Here is a 19,538-nt window from a genome sequence, read left to right on the forward strand (position 1 = left end):
CCTACCAGCCGCTGAAGCGGAAGCTGCGGATCGTGACCGGCAGCTGATGGATGCGCGCCTCGGCGGGCAGGGCATCGGTCTCGATCAGCACCTGCAGACGCTGATTGCGCGGATCGAGCGTGCCGGCCAGCTCTTCCGGCAGGCGGCGGGTGGAGGGCGCCGGGCCGAGGATGCGCCCCTGCAGCGTGACGCGGTTGGGCAGCACGATGCGCACCGTCTCGCCACTATGGGTCAGCCCCAGCTCGCGGCCCTGCATGAAGGCCACCACATGCGGGCGGCCATGGCGCAGCACCAGCATCGGCTCGCCCTGGGAAACGCGCTGGCCGCGGGTGAGCATCAGGTTGTCCGCCGTACCCGCCACCGGCGCCCGCACCGTCAGCTCTCCCATCCGCGCCTCGAGGCTGGCCAGGCGCGCGCGCTGCTCGGCGGAGAAAGAGGCGCTGACCACCGGCAAGGGTGAAGGCGTGCTGCGCAGGATGCTCTCCTGCTGGGCCTGGATGCTGCCGAGCAGGGCCAGCTCCTCGCCTTCCGCTGCCAGCACTTCGCCGCGCGTGGCGGCATCCCGGGCAGCCAGATCACGCAGCACCAGCACACGCTGATGCAGCGCCGCCTGGCGTTGCTGCAGGGCCTTCAGGGTCTGCCGCTGGGACTGCAGCTGAGCCTGATGAATGGCCACAGCCTCCTTGGCGCTCGCCGCCACATTGGCTGCACGCAGGACTTCGTATTCCGCCCGCAGCGCGGGGTTGTCCAGGCGCAGCAGCACGCTGCCCTGCGTGACCTGGCTGCCGCTGCTGAGGTTCAGCTCGGTCACGGTAGCGTCCTGCGGTGCCTGCAAACTGAGCTCTTCGAACATCACGAAGCCACGCGCCTCCACCCACAGCCACTCGCGGATAAAGTGGACGGCGACCCAGATCGCCGGGCTCAGGGCCAGCAGGGTGATCAACAGCCAGCGCAGACGCGGCGGCACACGCTTCGACTCCTGTGGCGGCAGGCTCAGCCCCCCTTCGCGGCGCGGATCAGCGGCTTCCGGAATGCGGAATCGGATTTTCATGGACTGGCTTTCAGATAGGTTTCCAGGCTCTGCACGGCAAAGCCGGCCACCACGCCCTGCTCCGCCAGACTCTGGAGACCTTCCAGGTGCTTGCGCAAGGCGCTTTGGCCGGCGCGGAAATGACTCTCGTCTGGCGCCAGCTCGGGTTCGATGCTCTGCGCCAGCCACAGCGCCTTGCCGGGCAGATTGGCAGCGATGCGCTGGATGCGCTCACGGGCCGAGGCGGCTGAAGTGGAATACAGCATGACCACCACGTCGTCAGCGCTGGCAGCTGCGCGGCAGGCCGCACACAGCCCGCCGGCATCGGCCACGAGGGCCCGCCAGTGGATGCTGAGGCCGATCGGCAGCGGGCTGATCGCCCGCAGCTCGGCCACCCGCCGGGCCAGTTCGCGCCAGGCCTGCGCCTCGCCCGGCCCGCTGCGCTCAGCGGGACTCAGCTGGTCCGGTTCGAGATCGAGCTGCAGGCCGTCGAAAGGCAGCTCGGCCAGGTTCCGCACGATGGCCAGCAGGGTTTCGCCGCGCCCCGCGCGCAGCCAGTCCGGGTCGCCCAGCAGCAGGCTGACGCGGCGGCCGGCGCGCTGCTGCGCACGGATCTGCGCGGCCAGGCGCTGGCGGGGACCAGCCGCAGTGAGCTGCTGCAGATCGGCCGGGCTGAAGGACAGCCACACCTCGCTGACCAGCAGTTCGCCCAGCGCCCGCCGTACGGCCTCACCCTCCAGCGCCTGCAAACCGCCCCAGGCATACACGGCGCGACGCGCGGGCTGCACCACCAGCAGGTTCGGACATGCTTCGGCCGGCGGCTGGCGCAGCGCCTCCCAGCTGAGCCAGGCAGCGGCCGGCAGCAGGCAGCCCTGCGCGGTAAGCGGGCTGTCGTCACCGGCCGCCCAGGCACGCGCCTGAGCCGCAATCAAGGCGTTGAGTGCAGTGAAGTGGGCGCTGCGCGCTGCGACCCAGCGCTCGATCGGGTCACCCGCCACGCCAGCCTTGAGCTGGGCGCGCTGGCCGGTTTCGCGTACGCGGCTGCCGCTGGCCGCGGCGGCGGCGGCGGCCAGGCGCAGTTCGGCCTGCGCATCGGCCTGTTCGTTGAGCATGGCCTCACGCCAGCGCGCCGCCTCGTCACGCTGCTGCTGCAGGAGCAGGCGGGCGCGCTGTACCCGGGCGGCGGACTCGCGCCGCGTGCTGCGGGCAACGCCGGCCGCATCCAGCGGCAGTTCGAAGCTGATGCCGGCATTGATACTGGAAGCACGGCCGAGGTCATCATCACGGCGCAGGTTGCCGGCTACATAGGCGTTGGCACGCAGCGGACTGCTGCCGGCACGAGCCAGCTCGTCCTGCAGGGTCTGCAAGGCCAGCAGGGCCTGATCGCTGGTCTGCTCCGCCGGCAGATCCAGCCCGCCGCCGGGGCCGGCCACGAGCTGGCCGGCAAAATCCGTGCGCCAGCGCCGCAGTTCGCGCCCGAAGCGCAGCAGCTCGGCTGCGGCACTGGCTTGCTGGCGCTCGGCCTGGGTCAGGCTCAGGGCCAACTCGCGCGCCTCGCCCTCAAGCAGCAGGCCGGCCTGCTGGCGCTGTGCCAGGGCCGCACGGATCTGCGGTGCGGCCGCGAGGAAGTGGCGCGCCAGGGCCTGCTGCGCCTCGGCCCGGGCATAGCCGTAGTAGCTGCTGCGCAAATCCTGCAGCAGGCGCTGGCGCAGGGCTTCGCGCTGGACCCGGCTGAGCAGCGCGTCGATACCGGCATAACCGACGCGCAAACGCTGTTCGCCAGCCGTGCCGAGCAGCGGATAGCGCAGCCCCAGGCTGCCGAGCAGGCTGTAGTAATCGCGCGAGCCGCCGCCGAACTGCGGTTCATAGACGTTGGCCGCACCGGCATCACCATACAAGCGCAGGCCGCCACTGGCCCGCTCACGTTCGAGCTGCGACTCGGCCAGCTCGCGCTCGGCACCGGCCAGGGCGTAGTCCGGGTGACTCTCCAGCGCGTCGGCGAAATCCTGCAGGCGGAATGCCGGCGCAGCCTGCACCGCGCCAGCGCAGAGCAGCAGCAGGCAACAGACCAGACGGAGGAGAAAGGTGGCTGACATGTCAGTAGCGGGTCTTGCGCAGCACCCACCAGGGCGCCATGGAGGAATCGAGATGCTGGCGGGTGACCAGCTCGGCCAGGGTGGCAAAGGCATTCCACACGCGCGAGGCAAAGGTGAAGAAGGGGAACAGGGGCACGAAGGCGAGGTAGGGCCAATCCTGGCGGCGACGCTCGGAGAGCAGCAGCAGATAGCTCAGGAACAAAGCGCCGGTGAGCAGGGTGTAGAACAGGTAGGTGAGCCCCAGCACCGCCAGCAGCACCGGCCAGGGCAGGGACCAGACCAGCCAAAGGGTGGCGCCGACGATGATGAAGGGCATCACGAGCTGGAAGTAGACCCCGGTCCACATCAGCATGATGAAATTGCGCCAGCCCAGCAGGCCCGGCCGCAGGCTGTGCCAGTGCTTGCGCACGTAGAGGTAGAACAGGTCGCCATCCCAGCGCAGGCGCTGCTTGAAGAACACCTTCCATTCGGTGGGCGCATCGGTGTGGCCCATGGCCAGTGGCTGGTGCACGATGCGGTAGCGCTCGCCCGGGCCGAAGCGCTTCTTGATGCGCAGGGTGAGGTCCAGATCCTCGGCGGTGCCGGCGTCCCAGCCGCCGAGGCTGTCGAGCAGGCTGGCGCGGAAGGCGCCGAAGGCCCCCGAGATGTTGTTGACGGTGTTGAAGGCGGTGAGCCCGGTGCGCGCGAGCTGGATGGTCAGCATGTATTCCAGCGCCTGCAGGCGGGCGACCAGGCTGGCCGCGGCGTTGCGCACCCGCAATGCACCGGAGACGCCGGCGACCTGCGGATCGGCGAAGGGACGGGTGATGTGCCAGACCATGTCGTTGTCGAACGAAGTGTCGCCATCGAGCGCCAGCACCACTTCGCCGGTCGCGAAATGGCGGCCGGCGTTGAGACTGGACACGCGGCCGCCACGCGTGCGCTTGGGCAGGATCTTGAGGATGCGACTCGGATGACGACGCGCCGCTTCCTGCCATTCGCGCGCGGCCAGATAGGTGGCGCGGTTCTGCACGGCACCGTCGACCATGATCAGGATCTCGATGACGCCCGGGTAGGTCTGCTCGATCAGGGTTTCGACCGTCTTGCCCACGTCGCGGCCTTCCGAGTAGCAGGTGACGACACAGCTCACGCGCGGCCGGAAGGCATCCAGCTGCGGGCGCGCCGCCGTGCGCCGCGATGCGTAGCTGATCACGCCCAGCCAGCACAGCAGGTAGGCCGGCAGCTCGAACAGCAGCACCAGCGGGAACACGCTCAGCAGGATCTCGGCCAGGCCGCGCGACTCGAACATGGGCTCAGGTCTCGATCTCGGTTTCCAGGCGCGAGGCCATCAGGCCCATCAGCTGGTTGGCCTCAAGCGGCAGCCCGTCCGCCCCGGGCATGCTGACCACCGCGGTGGACAGCGCCAGCACAGCCGCGTTGGCCTGGCGCGAAGCCTGGCCCAGCTCGCGCATGCGCGACACCAGCAGACGCGCGCCGGCTTCATCGGTATGCGGGGTGAGCAGCCAGATGTGGTCATCGTCCCCCCGGGTGGTGAGATCGGTGGTGCGCAGGGTGGCGCGCAGGCGCTCGGCGAACCCATCGATCAGGGTCGCGGTGACCGAGCGACCCAGCGTACTTACCAGTTCCTCCAGGTTGCGCACACGCAGGCCGATCACACTGAAGAAGTGGCTCTCGGGATAGCGCCGGGCCAGCGCGATCTGCCAGTCCAGCAGGCGTTCGAACAGCGCCGGCACGATGAAGTTGACCGTATCCAGCCCGGACAGCACCGGCGACAGATTGCCCTGGCGCGCCAGCAGCAGCCCGGCACCGCCCAGGCGATAGACCGCGATCGGGCGTACCGGCAGGCGCTCGGGCGAGCTGCTCGCGCCACAGGCCATGCACTGGCTACGCACGTCGGCATCGACGAACAGATTCTTGCACTGGCGGCACTGCAGCTGCTCCAGCGGCCGGTCGTAATCCACCCCGATATGGCGCAGGGCGGCCGAGCACTTGGGGCATTCGAGACGGTGCTGGCGCTGGAAACTCTCCTGCTGATCGACATGACCGCAGGTAAAGCAATGCAGCAGGCGGGTGCTGGTGATATCGATGCTGGCGCAGGACGGGCAGACGTCCACATGGTTCATGTGCGCGCTGCTGCACTGGTCGCACAGGCGCAGGCGATCGACGACCACCTCGGTATCGAGGATGCGCCGGCGGCTCCAGCGCTCGAGCCAGACATAGGGATCTTCCCCCTCGGTGAGCAGGGTTTCGACCAGCGGATAGCGGTAATAAGCTGGCGCGGTCCAGTCCTTCACCGGATGCAGGCGTTGCGCCGGCCGGCACGCCAGGTACTGCGCCAGCGCCTCGCCGGGCGTGGCCGCCACATGCGTCAGGCGGGCGGCCTGGGCCATGATCTCGCCGGCCTGCGCATCCCGCCCGGCGGCATCCAGCGCGATACCGTCAAGCAGGCTGGCAAGGCCTGGCGGCTCCGCGCCGTCCGGCCGGGTCGCCAGGAACAGAGGCAGATGACTCAGAGCCGGCTGGGCCCGGATGGCGCGTACCCAGGCGGCAGCCTGCGGCCATGCCGAGGTCTCGAGCAGCACCGGGGCGCGCGGCTCCTCCGCCAGCAGGGCGGCCAGATCGAGGCGCTGCATGTCGGCAACCAGCACCGACGCAGGCTGCTCACTGAGACCTATCCATTGCATGTTGAGAACTTCCTTATACGGCAGCTACAGGAGTGCGCTGCCGGCGGGCGAATCCTCACTTGCCTGATTCAGGATCAATGCGGACCGTGCAGGCAGGAAAGGCGCAGCGCCCAGTCTGTAAAGGATTTTAGCTTGGCCGGACAAACGCCCGTCCCGGGGAAAAACACAAGATTCGTCAAACTCAACAAAATCACGCGTATTCGCCCCAGGGAGGGTTATGAGGGCCAGAACGGCAATTTTGTTCAATACCTGAGTGGCCACAGCGGGCAGTCTGGGCTTCTTCGATCTTGCGGCGTGCCCACATCATGACTTCCTTGCTCCCGATGTTCCTGTTTGCCCTGGCGGCTTCGCTTTCTCCGGGGCCGGTGAATCTGGTCGGGCTGGGCACCGGGGCACGGCGCGGTTTTCTGCCCGGGATGATCCATGTGGCCGGCGCCACCTGTGGTTTCACCGTGCTGCTGGTGCTGATCGGCTGCGGCCTGCAGGCCCTCTTGCTGCAATGGCCCTGGCTGCTGGCACTGATCCGTTGGGCGGGGGCGGCCTTCTTCGTTTACATGGCCTGGAAGCTGTGGCGCGACGAGGGTCAGCTCGAGGCCGGCGAAGCGCGCCCCGGCTCGCTGTTCCTGCAGGGCGCGCTGATGCAGTGGCTCAATCCGAAGGCCTGGCTGGCCTCGGCTGCCGGCATGGGGGCTTTTGCGGCGGATGGCGAGGCGAGCCGGATCGGCCTGTTTGCGGCGCTGTACTTCGTGGTGTGCTTCGCCTCGCTGGCTTGCTGGGTCTGGGCCGGTTGCCATCTGCGCGGCTGGCTGCAGCAGCCACAACGGGTGCGCCTGCTCAATGGCGGGCTGGCCGTGATGCTGCTGCTGTGCGCCCCGAGCATGCTGCTGGGCTAGTTGCGGTATTCACCTGGCGTGGCGGCCACATAACGCTTGAAGGCGCGCTGGAAATGGGCCTGATCGGCAAAGCCGGTCTCTGCCGCCACCTGAGCCAGCGGCTCGCCCCGGCGTAGGCGCTGGCGGCATTGCTGGATGCGGCAATGGGTCAGGTAATCATGCGGGGTCATGGCGTACTGCGCCTTGAAGGCACGGATCAGGCGCGAGGCGGAGAGCCCGGCGATGCGGCAGATGTCTTCCAGACGCAAGGCCGTGGCGCTGCTGCTGCGGATGAAGTCCGCCGCCCGCACGAGACGCGGATCCAGCGGCTCCGGCAATACCTGGGGCACAGCCGGGGCGTGCTGGCACAGCGCACCAAAGAACTCATGCAGGGCGACTTCGCGGCCGATCAGATCGCCGGAGGTATCCAGCAGGGTGGTGTGCAGCTGGCTCAGCCGACGGTAGAGCCCGGGATCCCTGCTCAGGCGCGCCGCCAGCGGCACGAATTGGCCGCCCGCCGCCACGCCGTGTTCTTCCTGCAACGCCGCCAGCCAAGCGAGGTCCACATACAGCATCAGGTAGGACCAGGTACCGGCCAGCGGGCTGCAGGCATGCACCTCGCCCGGGTTCATCAGCACCACCGTACCGGTATCGACCCGCTCGCGCAGCCGACCATTCAGATAGGTGCTGCAACCGCCGGTGATGGCACCGATCGAGAAGCTGTCATGGGCATGCCGGTCGTAACAGACGCTGCGCCCATCCTCGACGGTGCGAACTTCGATGAAGGGCAGTGCCGGATCGCGCCAGAACGCCTGTCGCGCGGGAATCTGGCCCCTTGCAGACATGGCGTGCGGCGCTCGCGCTCAGGCCCAGCGGATCATGGCGTAGAGCTTCTTGCCCCGACGCAACAGGGTGAAGCGGCCAAACAGGCGCTCGGCATCGGTGATGGCGTGGTCCAGTGCCTCGGCCTTTGCGCCGTTGACCGCCACCGAGCCGCTCTGGATGAAGCTTTTCGCTTCGGTCTTGGACTTGGCCAAGCTACTGGCGACCAGCAGGTCGATCAGGTTGCTGACCGATTTGTCTTGCTCAACGCCGGGCACGCCATCCTGTGCCAGCTGCTCCAGATCGTTTTCGGTCAGCGAAGCCAGATCACCCGAGAACAGGCTGGCGGAGATGCGCTGTGCGGCTTCCAGTGCGGCTTTGCCATGCACCAGTTCGGTCGCCTGCTCGGCGAGGATGCGCTGGGCTTGCGGGCGGCCTTCTGCGGCCTTGTCGGCAGCTTCGATGGCGGCGATTTCTTCCACCGTAAGGAAGCTGAAGTAGTGCATGAACTTGTACACGTCGGCATCCGCCGTGTTCAGCCAGAACTGGTAGAAGGCGTAGGGCGAAGTCTTCTTGGCGTCGAGCCAGATGGCGCCGGATTCGGTCTTGCCGAACTTGGTGCCGTCGGATTTGGTCACCAGCGGCAGGGTGAGGCCATAGCCCTGCTGCTGGTTCATGCGGCGGGTCAGCTCGGTGCCGGCGGTGATGTTGCCCCACTGATCGGAGCCGCCGATCTGCAGCACGCAGCCGTAGCGGCGGTTCAGCTCGGCGAAGTCGTAGCCCTGCAGCAGGGCGTAGGAGAATTCGGTGTAGGAGATGCCTTCGCCATCACGGTTGATGCGCTGCTGCACCGATTCCTTCTTGATCATGGCATTCACCGAGAAGTGCTTGCCGATGTCGCGCAGGAATTCGAGCGCGCCCATGCCGCTGAACCAGTCGTAGTTATTGGCCATGATGGCCGCGTTGGGGCCCTCGAAATCGAGGAAAGGCGCGACCTGGCCGCGGATCTTGTCCACCCAGCCAGCGATCACTTCGGGCGTGTTGAGCTTGCGCTCGGTGGCCTTGAAGCTCGGGTCGCCGATCATGCCGGTGGCGCCGCCGACCAATGCGATCGGCTTGTGGCCGGCCTGCTGGAAGCGCTTGAGGACCAGCACCGGTACCAGATGGCCCAGGTGCAGCGAATCGGCGGTCGGGTCGAAGCCGCAATACAGCGTCACCGAACCCTTCGCGAGCATTTCATCGAGTGCATCTGCATCGGTGGTCTGGGCAATCAGGCCACGGGCATGCAGATCTTGCAGAAGGGGGGACTGGTACATCACGGTTTCTCCACGGACAAGGCTGGGCGGACGCGCCAGCCACGAATACAAGCTGAGCATTTTAACGGCTGGGCGCAGGCAAGGCGAATTTGCTCGCCGCTGCTGTGTAGCCGACGCAGGCATGCGAACATGCGCCGAACGATCAGGAGACAGACATGAGGAAATGGATAGCGCTGCTGGCCCTCGCCTGCCTGCTTGGCGCCTGCACCCCGCCGGTGAATCCAGACGAAGCGGAACACGCCGTGCCGGCTTTCCATCTGGCCATGATCGAGGGGGATTTCGCCGGTATTTACCAGCGCGCCGCGCCTGCCCTGCGCGAAGCCCAGGCGCAGGCCGAATTCGTCGCCGGCTTGCAGAAGATCCGTGCCCGGCTCGGCGAAGTGCGCGGTGCCGAGCGCATGACCACGACGGTGGACGGCCGCCGGGCCACCCTCACCTACATCACGGCCTATGCCAATGGCGCGGCGCGCGAGGAATTCGTGATCGTGCAGGAGGAGGGGCAGGCACCACAGTTGCTGCGCTATCGCTTGCTGGAGCCGCAGATTCCGTAGTTGCGGCTGAGTGCCACGTCTGTAGGTGCGACTTCAGTCGCACAACAGCGGCCTCACGTTCGACAAGACAAGGAGCGGCCCTCTGGCCGCTCCTGCAGTCAAACCTTCTTGAGGAAGCAGGCCTTGAGCATGAACTTGCCTTCGTCGAGCTTGCAGTCGACTTCGTGATCGCCATCGCCGACGAGGCGGATGCTTTTCACCTTGCTGCCCTGCTTCAGGGTGATCGAGGAACCCTTGACCTTCAGGTCCTTGATCAGCACCACGGCATCGCCATCCTGCAGCACAGTGCCATTGGAGTCGCGCACGATGCGGCTGTCTTCCTCGCTGCTGGCCGCAACTTGCGGAAATTCGTGGCCGCAATCCGCGCAGACGTAGTTGTCGCCGTCCGGGTAGGTGTTTTCCATCGAGCAGACGGGGCAGGCGGGAATGGCGGACATGGTGCGTTCTCGTAAAGCTTGAAAGGCCGCGCAGTATACCCGCCCAGCTGCCGGGGTCTTCAGGAGTAAAGCAGGAAAGCCGCACGCTCCGCGCGCCAGCTCGCTTCATCCGCCAGCGTGAGCACGTCCAGATCATCCGGCGTGGCGGCCGCATCATCCACCCATTCGCGCAGGAGCGGCGAGCCGTTGATGAGGTCGATGGCCAGACGCTCATGTTCGTACTCGTAACCGAAGTCGCGCCACAAGGGGTAGGCCGGATACAGCTGGCGGATGGCCTTGAAGGCCAGGGCCTGGAGTCTCCAGGGGCGGAAGGCGGCGTGATCGTAGTGCGCCGTTTCGACATGGATCTGCACGCCAGCGCAGAGCTTGCCGACATGCTTGTGAAAGGTCGGCTCAAACCAGATTTCGCGCAGCACGCAGCCCGCGAGCCAGTGCGGGGCGAGTGCGCGCATCTTCGCGATCACCGCGCGAGCCTCGATATCCGGCGCACCGAAGAGCTCCAGCGGGCGTGTGGTGCCGCGCCCTTCCGAGAGCGTTGCGCCTTCCAGCATCACGGTACCGGCGTAGGCGCGCGCCATCGAGAGATTCGCCGCATTGGGGCTGGGATTGATCCAGGCGCGCTCTTCCGGCCAGCCATAGCCGGGCGCGGCCTCGGGCTGCCAGCCCTGCATTTGGATCACGCGGTATTCCAGTTGCAGGCCCAGCGTGGCGATGAACCAGTGGCCCAGCTCGCCCATGGTGAGGCCATGGCGCATCGGCAGGCTGCCGGCACCGACGAAGCTCTCCCAGCCCTCGCGCAGCCTCAGGCCTTCGACCGGCCGGCCAGCGGGGTTGGGGCGGTCCAGCACCCACACCGTTTTGCCATGTTTTGCGGCCGCTTCGAGCACGTAACGCAGGGTGGTGATGAAGGTGTAGATGCGGCAGCCCAGATCCTGCAGGTCGACCAGCAGCACGTCGAAGCTGGCCATCATCGCGTCGGTAGGGCGACGCACCTCGCCGTAGAGGCTGAAGACCGGGATGCCCAGCTGCGGGTCGAGGTAATCGGGGGATTCAACCATGTTGTCCTGCTTGTCGCCACGCAGGCCATGCTGCGGGCCGAAGGCGGCGCTGAGCGTGATCTCGGGGCAGGCGGCCAGCGCATCGAGGGCGTGATCGAGATTCCGGGTGACCGAGGCGGGGTGAGCGAGCAGCGCCACCCGGCGGCCCGCGAGCGGTGCGCGCAGGGTGGGGTCGGTGAGCAGGCGGTCGAGGCCGAAGAGGACAGGTGAAGTCATGGCAGGCGTTTTCTGTAGGAGCGGCCACTGACCGCGAATGGCAGATGAGGGACGAGGCAGGATTCGTGGGCGCTGACCGCTGCCGCCAATGTGTTCATGGCAAGGACAGGACGAAGGATTCGCGCCGGTGAAAGTCCGGCCGTTCGCCAGCGTGCTGCAGGGCCCAGTAACTCAGCTCAGGCGTGGTGGTTTCGATCACGGCCGTGGCGCCAAGCTGCAAGGGTCGGGCGGGCGGCAGCAGCGCAGCGGGCAGGTCGACCTGCAATTCGAATGCGCTCGGGCTGTGGCTCACACGGATGCGTGGCTGCGCATCCGGAACCCAGTCACGCCGCACGCGGTAGTCGCTGAAGGCATAGGCCGCCCAGTTGCCCGAGGGTGCGAAGTTGAATTCCCGATAGCCCCGCTCCCCCTCGGCCACAAAAAGCTCGCAGCAGCTGTGCTGCCAGAGCCCATCAGCAAAGCCGGGCGCCGGGCTGAGGGGCGGAAGGCGCAGGGCGGAAATGTCGCCTATCAGGCGATAGCACAGCTGCAGCGCGCCATCCTCCTGCCAGGCCAGCGACAGGCTGCAGGCGCTGAGGGGCGGAAGAGGGCTGGCGCGGTGACAAAGCAGGGCGGGCATCGCAAGGGCTGGTGAGGAGACGGCCCGCTACTTTACCGGAGCCGCTCACAGGCGAGGGAGACACCGCTGGTCGGCCCCTGATGCAAACAAATGTGCTTTTGCAAGCCTTGAGGTCGTTTTGCAAGCCCCCGTGGATGATGTCCAGCAGTAAAGAACCCACGGTAATCGAGTCATGAATACCCCGCAGCAACACCCGGCCAACAGCCATGGCCGCAAGAACACCAGCGACGGCTTCACGCTGATCGAATTGATGATCACGGTGGCCATCATCGCCATCCTGGCCGCCGTCGCCCTGCCGGCCTACAGCGATTACGTGACCCGCGGCCGCCTGGTTGACGCCACCAACGCATTGGCCACGACACGCGCAAAAATGGAGCAGCACTATCAGGACAACCGAACCTACGCCAGCGTGACCGGCTACACCGCGCCCTGCGCCACAGCCCAGACCGCAGGCACTTTCAGCGTGCAATGCGCAGGCTCGGCGCTGTCGGCCACGGCCTACACGATCACCGCCACCGGCAGCGGTAGCACCAGCGGCTTCGTTTATACGATTGACCAGGACGGCACCCAGAAAACCACCAGTCTGCCCGCCGGCTGGGGCACGTATCCGCAAACCGGCTGCTGGGTGCAGCGCAAGGGGCAGACGTGCTGAGGCCGCATTGCGCATCCCGGCGCGGCTTCTCGCTGATCGAGCTGATGGTGATCATCGCGGTGATGAGCATCCTGACCCTCGTGGCGGTGCCGAACCTGTCCACCTGGCTGGCCAACAACCGGGTGCGCACCGTCGCCGAGGCGCTGCAGAACGCGCTGCGCCAGGCCCAGGTGGAGGCCATCAAGCGCAGCCGCCAGACCAGCTTCGTGCTCACCGCCGCCAGCCCGGCCCTGTCGGCCACGCCCAGCAGCAGCGGCCCGAACTGGTACATCCAGAGCCTGCCGCTGACCGGCAGTTCGGAGGCCGCCAGCAGCACGGATTTCGTGCGCGGCGAAACCCTCGCCAACCAGTATTCGGTAAGCATCAGCGGCGGCAATGCCGCACTGTGCTTCAACTCGGCCGGCCGCCTCGTCAGCAATACCGCCACCGGCCTCGGGGCAAGCTGCACGGCACCTGCCGACAGCGTGACCTACACCCTCACCACGACGGGCGCGGATCGCAAGCTCGCAGTGCAGGTGTACGCGGGCGGCAAGGTACGCATGTGCGATCCGCAGAAAACCCTGTCAGTCAGCAATCCGGATGGGTGCACGACATCATGAAACACACCGCTCTCGCCCACCGCCAGCGCGGCGCCGCCCTGCTCGAAGCCCTGATCTCGATCCTGCTGTTCTCGCTGGGCGTGCTGGGCATCGTCGCCCTGCAGGCCAAGGCTTCGCAATTCTCGGTGGATTCGGAAGACCGCACCCGCGCCGCCCTGCTCGCCAACCAGATCGTCAGTCAGATGTGGGCCCAGCAGAGCACCACACTGGATGCCGCCACGCTCAGCAGCTGGCAGGCCCAGGTCAGCGCCACCGGCAGCGGCCTGCCTGCGGCGAGCGGCAGTGTGAGTGTGGACAGCGCCGCCCTGGCCACCGTAACGATCAGCTGGAAGGCTCCCTGGCGCAAGAGCGCTGAGCAGGCCAACAGCTACGTCACCAAGGTGATGATTCCATGAACCGCCCGTCCAGCCTCCGCCAGCGCGGCCTGACCCTGATCGAACTGATGGTGGCGATCGTCATCGCATCCCTGCTGGTGCTCGCCGTAAGCTCGGTGATGATCGGTTTCGAAGCGCGCAAGCGCAGTGCCACCTCGGTCAATGACATCAACCAGGCCGGCAACTATGCCGCCTATGTGCTCGACAACTGGCTGCGTAGCGCCGGCTCGGGGTTTTCGCAATCCGCCGAATACGCCTTCGGCTGCACCCTGCAAGCCACCAACGGCAGCCAGACCCTACCGCGCACAACGGCGCTGCCGGCGCCTTTCGCCAGCCTCGGCACGACTTTCCGCCTCGCCCCGCTGCTGATCCTCGCAGACGGAACCACGCCTGCCGCCAGCGGTAGCAGCTCGGATGTGCTGCTGGTGATGAGCGGTGCCGCCGGCCGCAGCGAAGCCCCGGCCTACCTGACCGATTACCCTTCCAGCAGCAGCCTCACGCTCAAGAACACCCTCGCCTTCGCCGCCAGCGATCTGCTGCTGCTGACCGACCAGGAAGCCAAGAATGGCGGCATCGCGCCCTGCCTCGTCAGCCAGGTCAGCAGCAGCTTCAGCGAGAGCGGCGCAGGCAGCCTGGCGCTGGCCGGCACTTACTACGCCGCCGAAATCAACTCGGTCAGCGTGGCCGGTTTCACGAAAAATGCGATGGCCTTCAACCTGGGCAATGTGGCGGCCTCCAACCCGCCGGCCTTCCAGGTGCTGGGCGTGGGTGACAACAACACTCTGTATGCCTACGACCTGTTGCAGACCTCGGCGACCCCCTTGCAGGCGGTTGCCAATGGCCTGTTCGAGCTACACGCGCTGTACGGCCTCGATAGCAATGCCGATGGCAAGGTGGATAGCTGGGTCAAACCCAGCGGCAGCTACGCCTTCAGCGCCCTCAGCGACGGCAGCAGCACCGCCAACGGCCTGATCAGCACGATCAAGGCGATCCGCGTCGGCCTGATCCTGCGCACCGATGTGGCCGAGAAAAGTGCCGTCAGCGCCAGCAGCCTGACGCTGTTCAGTGATCTCGGCAGCAGTCTGCAATTCACCCGCAGCCTCACGGCCAGCGAACAGAAATACCGCTACCGCACGCTGGAAATCAGCGTGCCGCTGCGTAACGCGATGATGCTGGAGTAAGCGATGCGCAACATTTACCGCCCCCGGGCTAGAGCCCACTCTCAACAAGGCCTGATCCTGCTGGTGACCCTGCTCGCCATGGTGATCCTGCTGATCTCGGCGGTCGCCCTGCTGCGTTCGCTGGATACCTCAGTGCTGCTTTCCGGCAACCTCGCCTTCAAGCGTGATCTGGTCAATGAAGGCGAACGCGGCATGGCCGCGGCCATCGCCCTCTTCAAGAGCGGTGCGCTCGCCAGCGACAGCAGCCGCACGGCGGATCTGGCCGGCAGCAACTACTCCGCCACGATCCTGCCCTCCAATGCGCGTGGCATCCCCTTGGTGCTGGTCAATGACTCGACCTTCAGCAGCAAGGGCATGAGCGCCACTGACATCACGGATAGCAGCACCGGCGTGACGATCCGCACCGTGATCGATCGCCAATGCTCCAGCGCCGGCAGTTTTGATGCCAGCACCTGCGTCTACATCCCGGGCGCCTCTGACGTGGGCGGCACCAACTGGCTGAAAAAAGCCGGTGCCGAATACGTGCCGGTCTACCGCATCAGCGTGCGGGTCAGCGGCCCGCGCAATACCCAGGTTTTCCTACAGACCACGCTGTCCCGCTGAGGCACGGCCCGCCCTTCCGCGAGAGATTGCCATGAACCTACTGAACCGTTTTCACCGCCCGCTGGGCGCCCTGCTGAGTGCAGCCGCACTGGCCAGCCTGCCCACCCACGCCGCCAACATCGATCTGGCGGATGCACCGCTGTTTTCGTCTGTCTCGGTGCCGGGCAATCTGGCACTGGCGCTGTCCGTGGAATATCCAACGGCCATCAGCCCGGCCTATCCCGGCACGACGGACTACGTCGCGAGTTCCACCTACTACGGCTATTTCGATCCGGCCAAGTGCTATCTCTACAAGTACAACAGCACCACGCCAGCCGAGAGCTACTTCACGCCCTACAGCATGGCGAGCACGCACACCTGCAGCAGCACGGCGAGCGTACCGCTATGGAGCGGCAACTATCTCAACTGGTCGTCGATGATGTCGCTCGATGGTTTCCGCTGGGTGCTCACCGGCGGGACCCGTGGCACGGCCAGCAACGATGACACCACGACCAGCACCATCCTCGAGAAGACCTATGTTTCGAGCCAGGGCACGCATACCACCAACACCCCGGAGAAGACACTTTCATCGACCTACGCAGCCGGAGCCACGCCTTTCAACTGGAGCACAGGAGTCAAGACACGGAACTGGGGTGGCGGCATCGCGATGTGGGTGACTGGCAGCGGCACGCTGAGCAGCGATTCGACTCCCGCTTCGACGGACTACAACGCGCAATATGCCCTGACCAGCAGCTCAAGCTCATCCTCGACATGCAGCGGCAGGAATTGCACTTCGTCGAGCTCAAGCTCCTCAGCAGGCGCCAGCGCCAGCACCATTTACAAGCTCTACATCCGCGTGAAGGTGTGTGACAGCACGGTCGGCGTGGAGAGCAACTGCGTGGCCTATGGCAGCAATTACAAGCCAGAGGGCCTGTTGCAGAGCTATTCGAGCAAGCTGAGGTATGCCGCCCTCGGCTACATCAATACCTGGACAACGAGCAAGGATGGCGGCGCGCTGCGCGCACCGATGAAATTTGTCGGGCCGGAGCAGCCCGTGCCGGGCTCCACCGCCATTACCAATACGGCAGCGGAATGGAGCTCATCCACCGGGGTGATGCTGCAGAACCCGGACAGCTCGGCCGCCTCCACCACCGCCACGGCCGCCGGTGTCACGATCGCCAACAGTGGCGTGCTGAACTACCTGAACAAGTTCGGCAAGGTGGTCACCACCAAGGGCTACAAGAAATACGACCCGGTCAGCGAACTGTATTACGCGGCCACGCGCTACTTCCGCAATCTCGGCAATGTGAGCGCCTATTCTTCCTGGGCGACCTCCGACGGCGACTCCAACGACAGCATCGCCACCCGGCTGGACGGCTTTCCGGTGATCACCACCTGGAGCGATCCGATCGCCTACAGCTGCCAGAAGAACTTCATCCTCGGCATCGGAGACGTGAATGCCAACTACGACGGCGACTTGTACGGCACTTCGCTCGCACAGGGCGGAACCATTCCATCGGATGACACAACGGTGAACGTGACGACGGCCACCAACATGGTCGGTCAACTCGAGGGTCTCGGCGCGCTGGGAACGAAGAAGAACTCGTCTACTGGCGGCAGTTCGCTGAACTCCTATGGCGGCAACGCAACCAATTACATCGCCGGTCTGGCCTATGACGCGCATGTGAAGGACATCCGCAGCGATCTGACCGGCACTCAGACCATCAACACCTACTGGATGGACGTCGTCGAGTACCAGTACTTCATCCCGAAAAACCAGTACTGGCTCGCCGCCAAGTATGGCGGCTTCGAAGTGCCGGACGGCTTCGAGCCCTATGCAACGAGCAATGGCACCAGCACGCTCGCAAGCAGCAGCTGGTACACCAACGCCGAAACCATCACCAACACCAAGGATTCAAGCAAGACCGCTTCCCGGCCAGACAACTACTTCACCGGCAACAATCCGGAAGCCATGCGTAGCGGGCTGACTACAGCCTTTGCCAAGATCAGCTCCGAAGCTGCCGCTGCCACCGCCACCGCACTGGCCTCGCCCTCGCCGCGTCAGACCACCAGCGGCAATGCCAACTACGTGGCGAGCTACGACCCCTCGACCTGGACCGGCAGCCTCAAGGGCCAGACAGCCAGCTACGACAGCAGTGGCAGCCCGACCTATACCGATGTGTGGAGTGCCGCAGGGCTGATCAGCAGCCTCGGCCAGGCCAACCGCAAGATCGTCACCTGGTGCGGCAGCGGCGCCGTTCCTTTCCAGACCAGCCTCAGCTGCAGCGGCTCCTTCAACTACGTGACCGGGGTCAGCAGCCAGTCCGCCAGCGACTACATCCTGTATCTGCGCGGTGACCGCAGCAAGGAAATCGCCAACGGCGGCAAATACCGCACCCGCACCAGCCTGCTGGGCGATATCGTCGGCTCCAAGGTGACTGCCGTGGCCGGCCCGGATGCCGAGCTGACCGATCTCTACAACCCCGGCTATAGCAGCTTCCGGCGCACTTACGCCAGCCGCAAGACGGTGGTCTACGTCGGCGCCAATGACGGCATGCTGCACGCCTTCGATGGCTCGGTCACGGCCAGCACGGGGGGGGCCGAACTCTTCGCCTACATCCCAAGCCTGGTGTATAGCGACAGCAGCCTCGATACCGCCGATGGCGGCCTCTCCTCGCTCGGCAGCCCCAGCTTCAGCCATCACTATCTGGTGGATGCCACACCGAATGTGTTCGACGTCGATTTCTACAAGACACCTTCGCCGACGGCCACCAGCAATGACTGGCACAGCCTGCTGATCGGCGGCCTTGGCAAGGGCGGCAAGGGCTATTACGCCATCGACGTGACCGACCCCTCGGCCTGGACCAGCGAAAGTGCCGTGGCCGGCAAGGTGCTGTGGGAATTCACCGACTCGCGCATGGGCTACAGCTACGGCGATGCGCAAGTCGTGAAGACCGCCAAGTACGGCTGGGTGGTAGTGCTCACCTCCGGCTACAACAACAGCGATGGCAAGGGCTACTTCTTCTTCGTCCACCCGCGCACTGGCGCCCTGCTTGAAACCGTGGAACTCAAAGACGCCAGCAACCTCGCCCACGCCTCAGCCTTCGTGCCGAACTACAAGGACGGCACCGCCGACACCCTGTATGCCGGCGACCTGCAGGGCAATGTATGGCGCCTCGATCTCACGCCGACTTCGGGCAGCTACGCCACGCCGACGCGCATCGCGATCCTCAAGGATGCGGCCGGCACGGTGCAGCCCGTCACCACCAAACCGCTGATCGAGATCGAGCCGGATTCGCTCAAGCGCTACGTGCTGATCGGCACCGGGCGCCTGCTGGCCGACAGCGACATCGCCAGCATCCAGATCCAGAGCTTCTACGCCCTCATTGACGGCATGAGTACGAGTGGCGCCTTCTACGGTGGCAGCACCAGCCTGCCCGATGGCGTGAGCTTTCCGATCACCCGGGCGGTGCTTGAGGAGAACAGCAATCTGCTCAGCGGCATCGGCAGCAACCCGGCCAAGGTCATGGGCTGGTACTTCGATCTGTCTGCCGCTTCAAGCGGCGTGGCGGAGCGCATCAACGTGACACCTACCGCCAACAACGGCGTGGTGGCCTTCGCCGCCAACCTGCCCAACGGCGAGGTGTGCTCCCCGGCGGGTACTTCGCGCGCCTTCGCGGTGAGTCTCTCAACCGGCCAGAGCCTGCTCAGCGATAGCAGCGGCAAGTCAGTCGCCTCCCTGTCACTGAGTTCAGTCACCACCGAGATTGGTTTCGTGAACATCGCCGGCAAGACTCGGCTGCTCGCCGGCACCTCCGCCGGTACGGTGGTGAACCTGCCCGGCAGCTTCTCCAGCAGCGGTTCGGTCAAGCGCCTGAACTGGCGCGTGGTGCCGACGGCAGATTGAGCGCCATGCCGGCCAAGCCCGCCCTCGCTGCCCTCGCCCTGTCCGCCTTGCTCCACGCAGGCGGCCTGTGGGGCTGGCGAGCCAGCAGCCCGCAAACTGGGCCGGCAGCCGCCACGCCCCCCACGCAGCCGTTGCTGGGCCGCTTCGTCGCCGCCACGCCCCCGCCCTCTACCGCGCCGGCGGCGCAGCCGGCCCAGCCGGCGGGCGCCTCATCCACCTCGTCCACATCGGCAGACCCCGCTTATTGGCCCGCCGAAGCCCTGCAGCAACTGCCGCTGCCAGTCTCAGCGCCGGATGTTGCGCTGCTGGAGGGCAGCGAGCTGAGCGCTGAACGCCTGCGCCTGCGGCTCTACATCAGCGCCACAGGGGCCGTCGATGAAGTGGAAGTGCTCGGCGCTGAAGCCGGAGACGTGCAACCCCTGCGCCGGATGTTCCAGCGCACCCGCTTCCTGCCCGCTCGCCGGGGCGGCCAGGAAGTGGCCAGCCAGATGGACATCGAGATCGAGCTCAGCGAACTGCTGCGGGTGATCTGATCGGATTCA

18 protein-coding genes are annotated in these 19,538 nt (G+C 66.0%); 9 read left to right on the forward strand and 9 right to left on the reverse strand.

The genetic code is table 11. The annotated features are described in order from the left end of the window. Position 1: 1 nt before the first annotated feature. From C0V76_RS00820 to C0V76_RS00835, 4 genes are read right to left on the reverse strand one after another with little or no spacing between them, the layout of a single operon-like run. Entirely contained in the window at positions 2 to 1,051 is a 1,050-nt protein-coding gene (locus tag C0V76_RS00820) for an HlyD family secretion protein (RefSeq protein WP_101940469.1), read from the reverse strand. Continuing rightward, entirely contained in the window at positions 1,048 to 3,126 is a 2,079-nt protein-coding gene (locus C0V76_RS00825) for a TolC family protein (protein ID WP_158239095.1), read from the reverse strand. The genes C0V76_RS00820 and C0V76_RS00825 overlap by 4 nt, the downstream gene beginning before the upstream one ends. A gap of 1 nt (position 3,127) precedes the next feature. After that, positions 3,128 to 4,414 carry a glycosyltransferase gene (locus tag C0V76_RS00830; RefSeq protein WP_101940471.1) on the reverse strand — a complete coding sequence of 429 codons (1,287 nt, stop codon included), beginning with the start codon at positions 4,412 to 4,414 and terminating at the stop codon, positions 3,128 to 3,130. A 4-nt stretch (positions 4,415 to 4,418) separates the two neighbouring features. Continuing rightward, the gene (locus C0V76_RS00835; RefSeq protein WP_101940472.1) at positions 4,419 to 5,810 is read right to left on the reverse strand and encodes a diguanylate cyclase domain-containing protein; all 1,392 of its coding nucleotides are present in this window, start codon (positions 5,808 to 5,810) and stop codon (positions 4,419 to 4,421) included. 305 nt (positions 5,811 to 6,115) lie between these two features. Between C0V76_RS00835 and C0V76_RS00840 the strand changes: the two genes are divergently transcribed. After that, the gene (locus tag C0V76_RS00840) at positions 6,116 to 6,703 is read left to right on the forward strand and encodes a LysE family translocator (RefSeq protein WP_101940473.1); all 588 of its coding nucleotides are present in this window, start codon (positions 6,116 to 6,118) and stop codon (positions 6,701 to 6,703) included. Here C0V76_RS00840 and C0V76_RS00845 read toward each other — a convergent pair. Then, entirely contained in the window at positions 6,700 to 7,527 is an 828-nt protein-coding gene (locus C0V76_RS00845) for an AraC family transcriptional regulator (RefSeq protein WP_101940474.1), read from the reverse strand. The two genes, C0V76_RS00840 and C0V76_RS00845, sit on opposite strands and share 4 nt — an antisense overlap. Positions 7,528 to 7,545: 18 nt before the next feature. Continuing rightward, the gene (gene tyrS, locus C0V76_RS00850) at positions 7,546 to 8,820 is read right to left on the reverse strand and encodes a tyrosine--tRNA ligase (RefSeq protein WP_101940993.1); all 1,275 of its coding nucleotides are present in this window, start codon (positions 8,818 to 8,820) and stop codon (positions 7,546 to 7,548) included. A gap of 155 nt (positions 8,821 to 8,975) precedes the next feature. Between tyrS and C0V76_RS00855 the strand changes: the two genes are divergently transcribed. Continuing rightward, complete coding sequence (locus C0V76_RS00855) at positions 8,976 to 9,371, forward strand: DUF4019 domain-containing protein (RefSeq protein ID WP_101940475.1); 396 nt, start codon at positions 8,976 to 8,978, stop codon at positions 9,369 to 9,371. A gap of 98 nt (positions 9,372 to 9,469) precedes the next feature. On the opposite strand, the gene C0V76_RS00860 is transcribed toward C0V76_RS00855, so the two are convergent. From C0V76_RS00860 to C0V76_RS00870, 3 genes are all read right to left on the reverse strand, one after another. Then, positions 9,470 to 9,808 (reverse strand): zinc ribbon domain-containing protein YjdM, encoded by a 339-nt coding sequence (locus tag C0V76_RS00860; RefSeq protein ID WP_101940476.1) that lies wholly within the window; start codon positions 9,806 to 9,808, stop codon positions 9,470 to 9,472. 59 nt (positions 9,809 to 9,867) lie between these two features. After that, positions 9,868 to 11,082: an exo-beta-N-acetylmuramidase NamZ domain-containing protein gene (locus C0V76_RS00865; RefSeq protein ID WP_101940477.1), complete on the reverse strand. Its 1,215-nt coding sequence runs from the start codon at positions 11,080 to 11,082 to the stop codon at positions 9,868 to 9,870. Positions 11,083 to 11,176: 94 nt separating this feature from the next. Beyond that, entirely contained in the window at positions 11,177 to 11,701 is a 525-nt protein-coding gene (locus C0V76_RS00870; RefSeq protein WP_101940478.1) for a DOMON-like domain-containing protein, read from the reverse strand. A 172-nt stretch (positions 11,702 to 11,873) separates the two neighbouring features. On the opposite strand from C0V76_RS00870, the gene C0V76_RS00875 reads away from it, so the two are divergent. Genes C0V76_RS00875 through C0V76_RS00905 form a run of 7 tightly spaced genes read left to right on the forward strand, consistent with a single transcriptional unit; the run spans position 11,874 to position 19,529 of the window. Beyond that, entirely contained in the window at positions 11,874 to 12,353 is a 480-nt protein-coding gene (locus tag C0V76_RS00875; protein ID WP_101940479.1) for a type IV pilin protein, read from the forward strand. Then, positions 12,347 to 12,952 (forward strand): GspH/FimT family pseudopilin, encoded by a 606-nt coding sequence (locus C0V76_RS00880; RefSeq protein WP_101940480.1) that lies wholly within the window; start codon positions 12,347 to 12,349, stop codon positions 12,950 to 12,952. Before C0V76_RS00875 ends, C0V76_RS00880 begins: the two co-directional genes overlap by 7 nt. Continuing rightward, the gene (locus C0V76_RS00885; protein ID WP_101940481.1) at positions 12,949 to 13,347 is read left to right on the forward strand and encodes a fimbrial assembly protein; all 399 of its coding nucleotides are present in this window, start codon (positions 12,949 to 12,951) and stop codon (positions 13,345 to 13,347) included. The genes C0V76_RS00880 and C0V76_RS00885 overlap by 4 nt, the downstream gene beginning before the upstream one ends. Next, positions 13,344 to 14,507, forward strand: a complete 1,164-nt coding sequence (locus C0V76_RS00890) for a PilW family protein (RefSeq protein ID WP_101940994.1) — start codon at positions 13,344 to 13,346, stop codon at positions 14,505 to 14,507. The genes C0V76_RS00885 and C0V76_RS00890 overlap by 4 nt, the downstream gene beginning before the upstream one ends. A 3-nt stretch (positions 14,508 to 14,510) precedes the next feature. Continuing rightward, positions 14,511 to 15,110 (forward strand): hypothetical protein, encoded by a 600-nt coding sequence (locus tag C0V76_RS00895; protein WP_101940482.1) that lies wholly within the window; start codon positions 14,511 to 14,513, stop codon positions 15,108 to 15,110. A 31-nt stretch (positions 15,111 to 15,141) separates the two neighbouring features. Next, a complete protein-coding gene (locus C0V76_RS00900; RefSeq protein ID WP_101940483.1) occupies positions 15,142 to 18,996 on the forward strand; it encodes a pilus assembly protein in 3,855 nt (1,284 codons plus the stop codon). 5 nt (positions 18,997 to 19,001) lie between these two features. Continuing rightward, positions 19,002 to 19,529: a hypothetical protein gene (locus C0V76_RS00905; RefSeq protein WP_101940484.1), complete on the forward strand. Its 528-nt coding sequence runs from the start codon at positions 19,002 to 19,004 to the stop codon at positions 19,527 to 19,529. Positions 19,530 to 19,538: the final 9 nt, after the last annotated feature.

Origin of the sequence: Uliginosibacterium sp. TH139, assembly GCF_002855595.1 — a bacterium.
Lineage (GTDB): Bacteria > Pseudomonadota > Gammaproteobacteria > Burkholderiales > Rhodocyclaceae > Uliginosibacterium > Uliginosibacterium aquaticum.